This window comes from Mycobacterium sp., from assembly GCF_052145595.1.
GTDB lineage: Bacteria > Actinomycetota > Actinomycetes > Mycobacteriales > Mycobacteriaceae > Mycobacterium.
The window spans coordinates 1-13,261 of the sequence record NZ_JBKQOI010000035.1 but is presented as its reverse complement, the minus strand read 5'-3'; the positions used below and the strand labels follow the sequence as shown (position 1 = coordinate 13,261).

At 62.5% G+C, this 13,261-nt stretch carries 14 protein-coding genes; 4 read left to right on the top strand and 10 right to left on the bottom strand.

The annotated features are described in order from the left end of the window. From ACLP4W_RS02435 to ACLP4W_RS02425, 3 genes are all read right to left on the bottom strand, one after another. The coding region (locus tag ACLP4W_RS02435; protein ID WP_442383778.1) for a transposase at positions 1-543 on the bottom strand (543 nt) is incomplete at its 3' end. Between the two features lie 495 nt (positions 544-1,038). Next, on the bottom strand, positions 1,039-2,202 hold the full coding sequence (locus ACLP4W_RS02430; RefSeq protein ID WP_442383776.1) for a hypothetical protein: 1,164 nt from the start codon (positions 2,200-2,202) through the stop codon (positions 1,039-1,041). A gap of 5 nt (positions 2,203-2,207) precedes the next feature. After that, a complete protein-coding gene (locus ACLP4W_RS02425; RefSeq protein ID WP_442383774.1) occupies positions 2,208-3,146 on the bottom strand; it encodes a metal-dependent hydrolase in 939 nt (312 codons plus the stop codon). Between the two features lie 129 nt (positions 3,147-3,275). Here ACLP4W_RS02425 and ACLP4W_RS02420 point away from each other — a divergent pair, with 129 nt between their 5' ends. Further along, a complete protein-coding gene (locus ACLP4W_RS02420) occupies positions 3,276-3,836 on the top strand; it encodes a TetR/AcrR family transcriptional regulator (protein WP_442383772.1) in 561 nt (186 codons plus the stop codon). Here the strand turns inward: ACLP4W_RS02420 and ACLP4W_RS02415 are convergent. After that, positions 3,833-4,675 carry an alpha/beta fold hydrolase gene (locus ACLP4W_RS02415; RefSeq protein ID WP_442383770.1) on the bottom strand — a complete coding sequence of 281 codons (843 nt, stop codon included), beginning with the start codon at positions 4,673-4,675 and terminating at the stop codon, positions 3,833-3,835. The two genes, ACLP4W_RS02420 and ACLP4W_RS02415, sit on opposite strands and share 4 nt — an antisense overlap. A gap of 82 nt (positions 4,676-4,757) precedes the next feature. Here ACLP4W_RS02415 and ACLP4W_RS02410 point away from each other — a divergent pair, with 82 nt between their 5' ends. Continuing rightward, positions 4,758-5,807 (top strand): phosphotransferase family protein, encoded by a 1,050-nt coding sequence (locus tag ACLP4W_RS02410; protein ID WP_442383768.1) that lies wholly within the window; start codon positions 4,758-4,760, stop codon positions 5,805-5,807. A gap of 109 nt (positions 5,808-5,916) precedes the next feature. On the opposite strand, the gene ACLP4W_RS02405 is transcribed toward ACLP4W_RS02410, so the two are convergent. Together ACLP4W_RS02405 and ACLP4W_RS02400 are read right to left on the bottom strand one after the other, a co-directional pair. Next, positions 5,917-6,834 (bottom strand): metal-dependent hydrolase, encoded by a 918-nt coding sequence (locus tag ACLP4W_RS02405; protein ID WP_442383766.1) that lies wholly within the window; start codon positions 6,832-6,834, stop codon positions 5,917-5,919. Then, complete coding sequence (locus tag ACLP4W_RS02400) at positions 6,831-7,991, bottom strand: hypothetical protein (RefSeq protein ID WP_442383764.1); 1,161 nt, start codon at positions 7,989-7,991, stop codon at positions 6,831-6,833. The genes ACLP4W_RS02405 and ACLP4W_RS02400 overlap by 4 nt, the downstream gene beginning before the upstream one ends. A 184-nt stretch (positions 7,992-8,175) precedes the next feature. Here ACLP4W_RS02400 and ACLP4W_RS02395 point away from each other — a divergent pair, with 184 nt between their 5' ends. Further along, positions 8,176-8,802: a helix-turn-helix domain-containing protein gene (locus tag ACLP4W_RS02395; protein WP_442383762.1), complete on the top strand. Its 627-nt coding sequence runs from the start codon at positions 8,176-8,178 to the stop codon at positions 8,800-8,802. Continuing rightward, the gene (locus tag ACLP4W_RS02390; protein ID WP_442383780.1) at positions 8,799-9,110 is read left to right on the top strand and encodes an ANTAR domain-containing protein; all 312 of its coding nucleotides are present in this window, start codon (positions 8,799-8,801) and stop codon (positions 9,108-9,110) included. Before ACLP4W_RS02395 ends, ACLP4W_RS02390 begins: the two co-directional genes overlap by 4 nt. Positions 9,111-9,266: 156 nt before the next feature. Here the strand turns inward: ACLP4W_RS02390 and ACLP4W_RS02385 are convergent, their stop codons facing one another. The 4 genes from ACLP4W_RS02385 to ACLP4W_RS02370 all read right to left on the bottom strand — a co-directional run. Next, on the bottom strand, positions 9,267-10,520 hold the full coding sequence (locus ACLP4W_RS02385) for a cytochrome P450 (RefSeq protein WP_442383760.1): 1,254 nt from the start codon (positions 10,518-10,520) through the stop codon (positions 9,267-9,269). Then, on the bottom strand, positions 10,517-11,098 hold the full coding sequence (locus ACLP4W_RS02380) for a TetR/AcrR family transcriptional regulator (protein ID WP_442383758.1): 582 nt from the start codon (positions 11,096-11,098) through the stop codon (positions 10,517-10,519). Before ACLP4W_RS02380 ends, ACLP4W_RS02385 begins: the two co-directional genes overlap by 4 nt. A 900-nt stretch (positions 11,099-11,998) precedes the next feature. Then, complete coding sequence (locus ACLP4W_RS02375) at positions 11,999-12,277, bottom strand: hypothetical protein (protein WP_442383756.1); 279 nt, start codon at positions 12,275-12,277, stop codon at positions 11,999-12,001. Between the two features lie 355 nt (positions 12,278-12,632). Then, on the bottom strand, positions 12,633-13,261 hold a 629-nt coding region (locus ACLP4W_RS02370), incomplete at its 5' end, for an SDR family oxidoreductase (RefSeq protein ID WP_442383754.1).

Here is a 13,261-nt window from a genome sequence, read left to right as displayed (position 1 = left end):
GTTGACCAGCTTGAGGTTGACGTTCATCTCGTAGTCGGCCAGCAACGCGGCACGGACCCGTCGGCGCCCATAGGTACCGCGAGAGCGTTGGTGGATCTCGGTGATCGTGTCGGCCACAATCTGCCGGCGCACCTCACGGTCTGGGACGGAGCGACGCCGGTGGTATTGCAGCAACGAACGTGCTAATCCTGTTATCCGACAAGCGGATCGAGCTGAGTGTCCTTGCGCGATCAGCCCTTCAGCGATCGCGCGTCGGTGTTTTGGGGGCACCACCGCCTGACCGTCGAACAACTCGCAGGCATCGCGGGTCAGGGCCAGCTCGGCCTCGAGTTGCGCGATGCGCTTGTGAGCCGCGGCGAGTTCGTCGGCCTCCACACTCGGGGTTCCCTCGATGACTCCGGCGTCGATCAGCGCCTGGCGCTTCCACCGGAACAGGGTCGCCTGACAGATCCCGGTCTCAGCAGCCACCGCGGTCACAGGTTCACCTGATCGCAGCCGTGCGACAATTTGCCGGCGTACCGACGATGAGTACTGACGGGGCATGTGACCTCCCGATGATCACTCTGCCCTCACCTCGCACAACCCTGGACCAACAACACGGGTACAGATCTTACGGATCAGTTCAAGGGGTCCGGCCAGGGCGGTGTATCTGGCGTATTCATGGGGTCCTATGCGCTCCTTGTCGCGGCCACGGCTAAGGCTCATTATCGGGTGGCCGGGCGACAAGGGGCCCCTCGCTCGTATGTACCTGTCAACGGTGGGCCCGGTGCTGGCTGGCTGCCGCGCGGTGGGAGCAAGATGACGCCGGAACCTCAGCCGTACTCCCGAGGAGCGCTCAGCGCCGACCTACTCGATGCGAACGAGTCGAACTGGACGTTTGTTGCGGTTGACCGCGTTGGGTACGACGAGGAACAGCAGGTCAAAAGGTTGGCGGCGTTGGCGAGTCGCGCGGTCGTCGAAGCTACTGCGGACGGACTGCGGACGGGCTGGCCGGAGAGAGCGGGCGCTGGCCCATTCTCCTACGCAGCCTCGGAAGTACTACAGAAACGAGTTCTCACTAGTAAGACCGCGTTCGGGGAATGTCCCGAGCGCGAAGGTCTCGGCGTTGCCCAGACCGGATCCTCCGCCGACGGGATCTTCCACATGCACGAGAAGGTCCCTGAGCTGATGGAGCTCGCGAGCGTTTTCGGGCTTGTCGCAGTCGCTCACGTGGTTGCCTTCGACCTTGAGATCGCCGACCCATTGGCCGTACACCCAGTCGTTCCATCCGTAGTAGCCGGCAGTGCCGAGGTGGAATCCCGTCGGCCCGGCCGCGGTGATCGTCAGGGGGCGTTTGGCGCCGTCGCTGTCGATGAGCGTGATGGTGCCGTGGGTGAACCGGCGGTTGTCGTCTTGGAAGTGCATGTCTTGTTCGACGGACGCAAAGCGGTGCGCGGTGCCGTCGCCATTCTGTTGCTCTGCCTGACAGCGGATCTCGAGGTATCCGTCGCCGCGTTCCTCCTGGTACATGACAAACAGCGTGTATGCAGATCCGTCTTGGCGGGTCAGTGTCATCGGTAGCCAGGTCATGAACATCTGTTTGATCTTGCGGCCGCCGCGGGGCAGGCCGGGGATCGGCTTGCCTACTCCTGGGCGTAGTCCCCACGAGTGGTCGCGAATCGAGATCCATTTGTCGGCCACGATTTCGGTGCGGTGGCCCTCTAGCTCGACCCAACCGGCTGCCACACCTATCTGGTGGTACCGAAGCACGTTATGGGTGACGCGGTACCCGTCGGGGCTGCGGTCGGGCCACGGATCCTCGAGTGCCGCATCGAAGTCGCCGCGCAGCTCGACGTCGAATGCGATTGGGGCGTGTTCGGTCGCGTCGAGGCTCACTTGGATGGCGCGCAGCGCTTCGACCACGCGGTAGTGAATCGGCCCGACGTGGGTGCCTGCTGGGTCGGATGACAACCGCCGCCCGGCCCGTACCGTCCATTGTTCGGTACCACGGCAGACGCCGGCGGCTCCGTCGAAAACCCCGCGGTTGGTGTACTTGCCGATACCGAGGACGACCTGCAGCGAGTTGTCGCGCGCGTGCGCGATTGTCCAGATCTTCTCCGTCCACGATGGATCGGACTGGGCGACCGTGGCGAACGTGTCGACGATTTGGTGGGTGAGCAGTTCATCTTCGGGCACCAAACCGCCGTAATTTGTTGACAGCAAAGCGATTACTCTCCTGCAGTGTTGATGGGTGGGGAGCCGAAGAAGGTCGTCATATCTGTGCCGCGGTCGTATTGACGCATCCACTCTGCTGCCCAGTCGGGCAGCGGTTGGTCGGCGGGATCGTGTTTTGGGGTCTGGGACAGCGTTAGTCGCCACACCATCTTGACCAACTGGGTTGTCGGCACCGCATGGAACAATGTCGGCGGGCCAGTTCGCCGGGCGCGTCGACGTCTACCCCCGGGAGCGCGGTATTTGAACTCGTCGAACAACAGATTCGACATCAGCTCTTGAGCAGATGCCCCACGATCTTCATGGGGCACGACCGCATCGAACGTCTTGGCCACCCGCTCGGACAGCTCGCCGACGTGGGCGAACGTAGACCGAACGTGTTTGACGCGGTACCAAGGATCGGGATTGATATGCCGGCACAGGATCAGCCCCGAGCTGCGATGCTCGATCTCTTCGACGAAGTGCCACATCATCAGCGATGCGACCCGCTGATCTCCTCCGCCGAACAATGAATCGCGGTTGTCCAGAATGACTTTGAACAGCGGTGTGAAGGTCGCCTCCAGGTTGGCGATGTAGGCGGCGTGGAATTCGATCGGCTGTTCTTCGATCAGCTCGTCGTAAGCGTTGCAGGCATCGTCGTAACACCGTTCCAGTTCGGGATAGCGCGCCACGAGGGCGATCATGTGCTTGCGATGTGCCGCGGCGTGCTGGGCTTCCTGGCGCAGGAACGCATCGGCTTCAGCGGCGGTTTCGGGGTCCTCGTTGAGGCGATCGGCGGCCTTTCGGACCACGCTGACGATGTAGCGCTCAAAGGGCACCGCGATGAACGTGAAGGCATTGCAGAACAGGCCGAAGTTCGGGTTGGCCGGTTGCCACATGAATGGCACCGTCTCATCGAACTCCCAGGGGATCTTGCGGACGACGAGCTTCGTCATCGGTCGCCACCTCCCCGTTGGGGGACTTAACATTGGCATCCAGCGGTGTTTCATGTGCCGGTCCGGACGCCGGGGTCTAGGATAGGGCCAGTGTGACATTTGGACCTTTATATGTAAAGGACGGAAACGGTGGCTTCTCGCCCGCTCGCCGACGGCGAACAGTCGACGCGACGACGGATCCTTGCGGCCACGTTCGTCGTGCTCTCGCGCGACGGACGGCGGAAGCTGCAATTGTCCGATGTAGCCGCCGAGGCCAACGTCTCTCGGCCTACCCTCTATCGGTACTTCGGCTCCAAGGAGGGACTGCTGGAAGCGTTCGGCCTGTACGAACAGGACAACTTCGACGCGGGGATGACTGCCGCGATGGCGGGATTGAGCGGACCTGACCGGCTGGATGCTGCACTGCGATTCGTCGTGGACTTCCAGAGCTCGTACTCGCTCGGCTCGCTGGCCGACATCGAGCCCGAACACGTGATCCATCAGATGAAGCGCGCGCTGCCCGTCATGCACGAACGCATCGCCCGCATCATTCCCGGCGAGAACAGCGGCATCGCGGCCGCTGCGGTTGTCCGTATCGCCGTCTGTCACTACGTGATCGGGGGCGGCAACACCGCGGAGTTCCTGGCCGAGCTGCGCCACGCCGCTGGCCTCCACTCGTCACGACGGGGCGTGGTTCAGGCGGTCGGTTAAGCGCCAAGCCAGTCGCCGATTTTGGCAGCGATCAGCTCCGGCTTTTCCAGATGGAGGAAATGGCCGGCATCGTCGATGATCTCGAATGCTGACCCCGCCGTGGGCAAGTGCACCGACATGTCGAATTCATCGAGCAGATCGGCGCCCATTCCGCCGTCGTCGGCACCGTGTAGGTACAGCGTCGGTACCGGCGGCGGCTGCATCGTCGCCGCTTCCTCGGCATGTGCATCGGGATCGGCGAACTGCGGGTTGAACGAGGCGCGGTAGGGGCAGATGACGTTGGCGATGTTGTTGGCAGTGACGTGTTTGCGCAGCTCAGCGATGTCGTCCGACGGGTCGTAGCCGGGCGACCAGTCCGCCCACAGCGACTCCCAGAATCCGGGCTCAACCAGCACGGCGTCGGCGAGGCCGATCTGCTGGATGAACCAGATGTAGAACGACCGCTTGAGTTGGCGGTAGGAAAACATGCGCGTCAGTGCCGCCGCGGGCGGAACTGCCAAGGCGATGTATCTGCTGAATGCCCCTGGATCGGTAACCGCCACTCCATAGCCGGCATGTGCACCCCAGTCGTGCCCGATCAGTATCGCTCGATCGTCTGCCCCGTACCCGCGATGGGTGTCGAGGATATGGCGGACGTAGGTGCCCACGCTGACATTCCTGTCGACGGGGGCGTCATACCCCGGAAGCCACGGCGCCAGCACTCGGTATCCGCGCTCGGCGAGTTGAGGGCCGAGGTGGCGCCAGGTGTAGGGCGTGTCCGGAAATCCATGGACGAGCACCGCCAGTGCTTTCGCGGTGTCCTCGATGTCGCCGAACGTGATCGGCTTGGGTCGGGTCACCTGGCGAGCGTATTACATCCAGATTTAGATATGTAAGCAATGATTTCTTTACATGCGACGCATCGTGTGTAACTCTGTCGGGATGGCAGGCATCACGCTCGCTCAGCGCGATCTGGCCGAAACGCGGGAGCGTCTCGAGGCGTGGTTCCAGCACAGATTCGGCGATGAGACCGCGGTGTCCGAGCTGCAGGTGGCTAATCGCGCCGCGGGCTGGTCGAGTGAAAGCCTGATGTTCACGGCGGAAGTCCGCGGGCAGCCAAGCGAATACGTGGTGCGGATACCACCGGCCGGGGGCGGCATCTTCCGCGAGTACGACATCGGTGCTCAGGCGCTGACGCAGGAACTACTCCGCGAGTACGGGGTCGCGACGCCGTCCCCGCTTCTCTACGAGCCTGACCGCGTGTGGATCGGCGCCAAATTCCTCGTGATGCCCCGGATCGTCGGTCACACACCGTCAGACACCTCATACGCGACCCGCGGCTGGCTGCATGACGCGGGCCGCGAAATCCAGCGACACGTGCACAACTCGTTTCTCGGAACGCTTGCGGCGCTTCACCGCGTTCCGGTTGCCGAAGCGCCATGGCTGCAGCGGCCCGGCGGCGTCGGAAACTCCGCCGAGTTGACGTGGTGGCGCGAGTACGCGCGATGGGGAAGCGACAACCAAGTACCCGATCCACTGAGCGAGGCGTTCGCCTGGCTCCTCCGCCGACAACCGGAGGACGATGGCGCCTTGGCGGTGTGCTGGGGCGACGCTCGGCTGTCCAACGCTATCTTCGACGACTCAGGACAGCTCGTCGGCGCGCTGGACTGGGAGCAGGCCTGTGTCTGCCCGCCCGAGACCGATTTCGCGTGGTGGCTGGCCACTCGCCGGCAGATGCTGGAGGTCAACGGCCTCGACGCAGATCCGGAACTGCCGGGGTTCGACAGCCGCGACGACGTGATCCGACGCTACGAGGCGATGATCGGTCGCACGCTCGTCGACCTCGACTGGTACGAGATTTTCGCGATGGTGCGGATGGGGTGCTGCATTCTGCGCATGCAAGCTCTGCTGCGGACGAACGGCCAAGCCGACCACTTCCTCACGCGCGCACCGATTCTACCTGCCTGGACCATTGCCGCGATCCGGGCGTGATCTCTAGTGCGACTAGATCGGCGATCCAGTCGACGGGTCGACGGGCGTCCACTCGAACCCAAATGGATTGGTGCAGTTCAGAACGCACCCTCTAGTTACGTGTGCGCGACTAGGGCGCAGATTCACCCGAGTACCAGTGAGCGATGTCGTCGCCTCGGTCGTACCGCTGGAACCAGCGGTCGGCGAAGTCTGGGAGTGGTTCCTTGGCGGGTTTGTGGAACGGCGTTTGGCTCAGCAGGACTCGGGCTGCGGTAGTGAGTTTCTGACTCCACGACACGGTGTGCAGCGCCGGGTGGGTGCGCTCCGTCGTACGGTCGCGTGCGGTCGTGCGGCGTATGGCCGCGATTATGCCGCTGAGCGGTCCGAAGTCGCGTGCGTCGATGCCGCGCTCTGAGAGCGGAACGTTGGCGTTGATGCCTTCGAAGACGTTGTTGGACACCTGCATTAGGTGTTTGACGACGCGGGGCAGAACACGCGTTCGGTACAGCTTGTCGTCAACGACGGCGTCATAGATGATCAGCGCCGAGCTTCGGTGTTCGACTTCCTCAACGAAGTGCCACATCAGCAGCGACGCCACGCGTTCGTCTCCGGGTCGGAACAGGGTGGCCTCGTTGTCGAGCAGCATCTTGAAGAACGGCGTGAAGGTGGCTTCCAGGTCGGCGACGTAGGCCAGCCGGTAGTTCAGCGGCGTCGTCTCCGTGAGGTGGTCGTACGAGGCGACGGCTTCGTCGAGGGTTTCCTGTAGGCCGGGGTGGCGTTTGATGAGTGCCCGCAGGTGTTGACGGTGGGCGCTGGCGTGTTGTGCCTCTTGCCGTAGAAAGGCGTCGGCTTCCTCGGCTACGGCGCTGTCGTCGGTGATGAGTGGCATCGCCTCGCGTACGGCCGCGACGAGCATCTTCTCGAAGCAGATCGCCATGATGGAGACCATGTTCATGTAGGTGGAAAACGCGGGATTGTCGGCGTTCCAGTTGAAGGGCACGTCTCCGTCGAGGTCGAAGCGTATGCGTCGAATCTCCAAGTCTGTCATGGGCTTACCTCGCTCTGCTTGTTCTGACTATCGCTTGCCGGGACTTCGGCAGGTTCTGCGGTCGTGCGGGCGCGGATCGACACCGACATCGTCATCGCGACCGCGAGTAAGAAGCACGCAGCGGCGTACACCGCGTTGCCGGTAGGCGTGCCGCCGGAGGTAAAGCCGTTGGATGCCTTCAGGTAGGCGGGCAGAGCCGTGAGCCACAGTGCGCCGATCACCACCAGGAACACCGGACCGAATATCAGGACGAACGGGTTGGGTAGGTCGGGCAGGGGCGCTGCGGTGCGCCACTGGCGCAGCAGAACCGGAAGCGCCACCACTGCGAAGGCCGCAAGGAATAGGACGTAGACGCCCCACCGCAGCGGGCCGTCTGGATGGTCTGCACCGGCTAGCAGGATCGGCAGGTTGGCGATGACCAGTCCAACGGGGACCAGCGCGGCGACGCCAAACGTGCGCAGCACCAGTCCCGCTGGACTCATCGCTTGTCCTCGCGCGTGCGGTCGAGCTACCAGAAGCTGCGTGAAGAGTGCGACCAATGCCGGTCCCACTGTTGCGAACAGCAGCACGCTGCTCATCGGCACCGAGGCAAGCGTCGGACGGTTGATCGCGTTGTCGGTGTTCCACGCCCACCACCGCAGTTGCGGGCCGAGTTGGTCGAAAATCTCATAAAAGCAGTGGTGGACGAATCCCACGCACACCGCGCCGACGAGCGGCCCTCGGTCCCGGAAGACACCGAGGCTCCGCACGATTTCGTAGGCCAGCATCATCATCGCCGGGTAGAGCGCCACAATGTACAGCGGTAGCCGGTCATACATGAACTGCACGGTGAACACGTTGTGGGCGAAGACAGCACCGATTGTTTGGTCGATGCCGAACACCGTGGGGAAGTACAGCGGCGGTTCGACGATAAGCAGATAGATGACCGTGGAGAACCAGATCACCAGGTTGACAGGGTCGCCGTCGCGCCGCAGCCGGTGGATCGCCCACCACAGCGCGAGTACAGCGCCCGCGACCACCATCAGTTCCAGGACGGGCAGCGTCGAGTTGGCCAGTTCGAACGGATTGCGTAGGTGCACGACCGGCGAGGCGTTCTCGCAACTGAACCCCAGACGGTTCGCGATGCGCTCGATGCTGTCGCTGCATTGGCTGCTCATCGCCTGCTACCTCGGCACTCTCGCTAGATGGCACCGCTGCAGGTCATCCTCTGCTCGTGAGATCAGCGGCAGAGAGTTACTGCGACCCTTACCGATGCCATGACGATACAGTCATACCAGCTATGTATCGCCATTGTCTAGGTGTCACCAGCCCGAGTAGGGACCAGGCGCTAGATTGCTTGGCATGCGGACTCACGGATGGCTGGGCGAGCCGCCAAGCAGCGACGATGAGGCGGTGGCGAGGATCTTGGCGGCGGCTGATCGGTGCGTTCAGCAACGCGGAGGCCAGACCACCATCGCCCATGTCGCGACTGAACTCGGCGTCAGCAGGGCGACGGTTTATCGGTACTTTCCGAGTACAACCGCACTGCTACGCGCCGCCGCCGCCCAGGGAACGCGTCGATTCCTGGAACGCCTCGCCGAAAGTCTCAGTTCATTCGACGACGTCTCGGAAGCCATCATCGAGGGCGTCGTCCAGGTCGTAACCGCAGTGCCCGACGAGCCCTACCTACAGCTTCTGCTTGATGAGCCGTCTCACACGTTGCTTCGGAGCGTCACATCCGAAACTGCCCGCCGTATCGGGGAGGCAGTCTTGTTGGAGAGCACGGCAATCGACTGGGACCGAACGCCACTCGCGTCAGAAACGCTCGACGAACTGATCGAATGGACACTTCGTGCCGTGCAGTCTTTCATGTCCAATCCCAGCGACCCGCCACGGGAACCCGACGAACTACGCGGTTACCTTCGCCGCTGGCTCGCGCCCGCGATTAGGGAATGGGTAGACAGCCCCGAGGCTGAAACGGTCGGCTGATTCCCCGTCAGTCCGCCTGGTCAGCCAATACCCGGCCCCCGGATGAACGAGAGCAACAGGACCAGATAACCGCCGAGCTCGCAGTCATCGCAGAGAACCGGGCGGTCATCGAGCAGGCCAAAGGGGTGTTGATGGCGGCCTACGGCATCGAACCGAACCGCGCATTCGAGATTCTGGTGTGGCGCTCACAAGAGACCAACGTCAGACTTCGTGAGCTGGCCGCACGCTTTATCGCCGCTATCAGCGCGTCGCACTTGTCGCCCGAAAGCCGCAGCCAAATCGACCACACATTGCTCACGCTGAGATAGGGGTCGTCGCCGCGCGGTCGATCGCTGATCCCTCGCCACCCCCCGGGCGCCCAATACGCCGGAAACGAATATGAGGCTCTACCGGTAGAACCGTGATTATTGCATCAGATGCAGGATAGAGTCGTCCGCGCTGGCGCACCTATCGCCACCATCAATTCACCAACCTTGCAGCTGTTTGTTATTGCGTTCGAGCCGGATCGGAAGCGACTCGTAAACCGTCATATTCGACGAGATGTTGGGATGCTGGACCGTCGGCTCGCTGAGCCCGATATCGGCGGTGTTGAGCAGAACCTCGTCCAACGCAGCTCTGATTTCCGCCCGGGCCAGCATCGCGCCAAGGCAGTGATGAGCACCGCCTCCGCCAAAAGCCACGTGCGGGTTGGGATCTCGTGCGATGTCGAAGTCGAAGGGCTTGTCGAACACATCCTCGTCGCGATTGGCCGAGCGAAGCATCGTCACAACGCGGGCACCCTTCTTGATCGGCGCGTCGCCGAGCACAACGTCCCTGGTAGCACCGCGCACCCAGAATATGATCGGAGTGGACCAGCGCAGCACTTCCTCTACGGCACGTCCACGAAGATCGGGTTCGCGCTGATACCGATCGGCCTGCTCAGGGTTGGCGACGAAGGCCCGGATCCCGTCGCACAACGCATTGCGTGTGGTATCGCTACCGGCTAAACCAAGAATGAAGAAGAAGATCTCCAGCTCGTTGGCCGGCAGCAGAAATCTCGCGCCGGCCTCGTCGTCGATCTCGGCGGTGCACAAGGCGCTCCAGATGTCGTCGACCGGATTATCCCGTTTTTGCCCTGTCAACTCGCTGGCGTACTGGAACAACTCGAGGAACGGAACCAGGTCGTCGCCCTGAGGGGTCGATACCCCCGCGCCGGCCAGCTTGAGAACCTGGGTGATGAGTGCGAAAACCCGCGGACGGTCATCTTCGGGGATACCGACAATGTCGCCGATAACTGAAATAGGCAGTCCTGCAGCTAGGTCGACGAAGTCGCCTCCCCCAGCACTTAGCAGGGAGCCGGCCATGAGATGGGCGCGTGTTCGAATGCCCTGCTCGAGCTTGGCCACCGCGCGCGGGGTAAAGGCCTTCGCGATGATCCGGCGCCGCCTGGTGTGGTCAGGCGGGTCGAGGTTGACGATCGACGGGTAGGCCGCGAACAGGTCCACCTCCTGGATCAACGGACCACCAGTGGCGGTGAACGTTTCATAGTCGCGATGCACCCGCGATACCTCTGCATGTTTGGTGCAGACCCAGAACTCCCGGCCGACCCGATCATCGACGGCCACGGTGAGCTGCTGGTGATAGACCGGAGCCGTGCTGCGCAATTCAGCGAATACGTGATCGGGAAAGCCCTCCTCCCACAGCGAGAGGTCGGCGAGATCAAGCATCGCTTCAGTCATCGGCTCTTCCCGGGAGTTGGATCACAATTCACACCCGGGCTAAGACCGGTGAGAATGACGTGCAGGCCATACAGGAACATGGATTCAGCGCCCGCAACGTCGACCGCACCTGTCTTGGCGCGATGGTGCTCCAATTCCACCGATCCCAGCAGGTGGATGTAGAGCACTGCGTGCGCGGCACCGAAATCCTCCTCAGGCAAACCTGATTCGTGCAGGATCTTGCGCGTTGCGCGATCCATGTCGGTCGCGGCCGCTGTGTGTGGACGTCGCTGCAGCAGCGCCGCGATTCCAGGAACTGCTACCAGCACACGCCATGCGTTGGTGTAGAGCGCGACAAGACGCTGTTGCCAGTCACCCTCGGCCGGAACCTCAATGCTGCCGACTGCTGCCTCGATCAACAGATCCAGCATCTCGGCCTTACCGCTCACGTGGTAATAGACCGAAGACGCCGACGTTCCCGCCTCTGCGGCCAGGCCTCTCATCGTGACCTTGTCCACACCAACTCTTTCCGCCAAGGCCAGAAGGTGCTTGGTCAGATGAGCACGGTCCAACTCACCGTAGCCCAACCCGGGGGCCACCCGCCGCGAGGTTCTGGCCACAACACCCTTTCGAACGCTGTCCGAATTAGAACAGCGTTCAGATTGCCATAGCTGAAATGAGCAGTCAAGGCCGGCCCGGGCCACCCGCCGGCACTTGATCTGGGGCGTGCGCTGGGTGCACGTCCCGGCGGCTGGCAAACAGCACGGCTCCCCACGGTGGTCAGCGCTGGACCCCACCGCAGCGGCCGTACCATAGCCACGGCTCAGTACCGCCCAGATGCACTCCCCTACCCCGCCGCCTCGCCCAGCACAACCGAATACGCCGGAAACGAATATGGGCTTTACCGGTATTTGCCGTCGTGGGTTGTGTCGTCGCTACAGCAAATTCCGCTTGATGACGAACCGCCAATATCCTTGATGCACACTGCATTTCGCATGTCCAGCAGCGCAAGACGGAGACGCGACTGGGTACCGCCAAGACAAGATCACATACCTAGGCCGACTAACTAGATTCTCATCATTGTGGCGGATCCGCCATTTTGATGTCACGAAGATCAGAATTCCGCCACGTTGGATGAGAACCTACAGAAGTCTTAGTAGGAGGCAGCAACTGTAGGTTCTCACGCTGCGTGGCGGATAGGGACGTCTCTAGCTGCAAGTTTGCAGAATTCTCATCAAGATGGCGGACGCGTTTTTCTCATCTTCGTGGCGGATCCTAGAACCGTACGGTCGTGCAGTTCAGCGGCTCGCGCAGGAGGGACGGCGCAGCACGCAACCTACGACGCCTCGAGTTCAGAGCGTAGAGCTCAGAGGGCCTATGAGGTCATGCGTAATTCAGCTGCTCCGAAACCGCCGGATGCTGCGCCGCCGTTTCAAAGCGTCAGTGCTACAACAGATTTGATAGTTATTAGTCATTATCCATGAAAAAAGTCGCCGTTTTCATCTGTTAGCCGATGTCGTGTTGGGTTGTGGCTCATTGTCTTTCGATGAGGTGAGATGTTCCAAGAACCAGTCCCGGGCCGCGGCGGTCTTCACGTCTTTCCAGTCCGTGTACACGGAGTGATGGTGACCGTCGACCTCGAGCAGTGACTTCGGTTCCCCTGCTGCGGCGTAAGCGGAGCGCTGGCCGGCCAGCAGAGCCGGGTGCTCCTGTTCGGCGAGGATCATCAATAGCGGCTTGGGCGAGATTTTCGGCATCAAGTAGGTGAGGTCGTCCACGACCGTCGTGGACTAGATGCAGGGGCTTAAGGGCTTGCGGGCGCCTAGGTCTCACGACTGCCCGCGCTGCCTCCGTTCCTGGCCGGTCTTCACTAGGCGGTGCCTGCGGCGCGGAGTTTAGTCGGGGAGGTCAGTGGTGCCGGTGGCTTGGTAGATGACGCGGCGGGCGATCTCGACGGCGTAGGCGCCGAAGCTGCCGTCATCGGCGAGCTAGTGCGAGCGAGTTTGACACCAACACAATGATTCTCACTTTCTTGTCCACAGTGGACATCCAGTGGACATCGCAAATGAGAACTGGACTGCGCCGCCGACGAAAGATAACGTCCAGCGCGACCGTAAAGCCGGCCGGGCGGAGTTACCGCTGCATACCGCCGGACAGATGCGCCTTCGTCGCGCGTGTTAGGTCGTCGGCGAGGATCTCCGGCTCGCCGGCGAACAAGCCGTCGAGCGCGAGTCGGGCGACGACCGCGGGATCGCTCTTTTGATCTGCAGGCGCGAAGGCGGCCATGTCGGTGTCTATGTAGCCGACGTGCACGGCGGTGACGTGGATGCCGCGAGGCGCAAGTTCCTGCCTGATTGCGTCGGTCATCGCCCACTCGGCCGCCTTGGCTGCCGAATAGGCGCCGGAGGTCGGATCATGCAGCCAGGACAACACCGACAGCATGTTGAGGATCGCTCCCCCGCCGTTGCCTTCGATGATCGGGGCGAAGGTGCGGATGACATTCAGCGTGCCGAAGTAGTGCGTCTCCATCTCCAGCCGGACGTCCTCGAACGCCCCGGACAGCACTGACGCGCGCGTTGCGGTACCCGCATTGTTGACGAGCACGGTAACGTCGCTGGCCACGTCCGCGGCGCGGCGCACTGAGGCCGGGTCGGTGATGTCCAGTTGGATGGGTTCGACGCCGGACACGTCGATCGTTTCGGGTCGGCGCGCGGCGGCGTAGACCTTCGCTCCCCGCTCGATGAGTTGGGTTGCGAACCGCT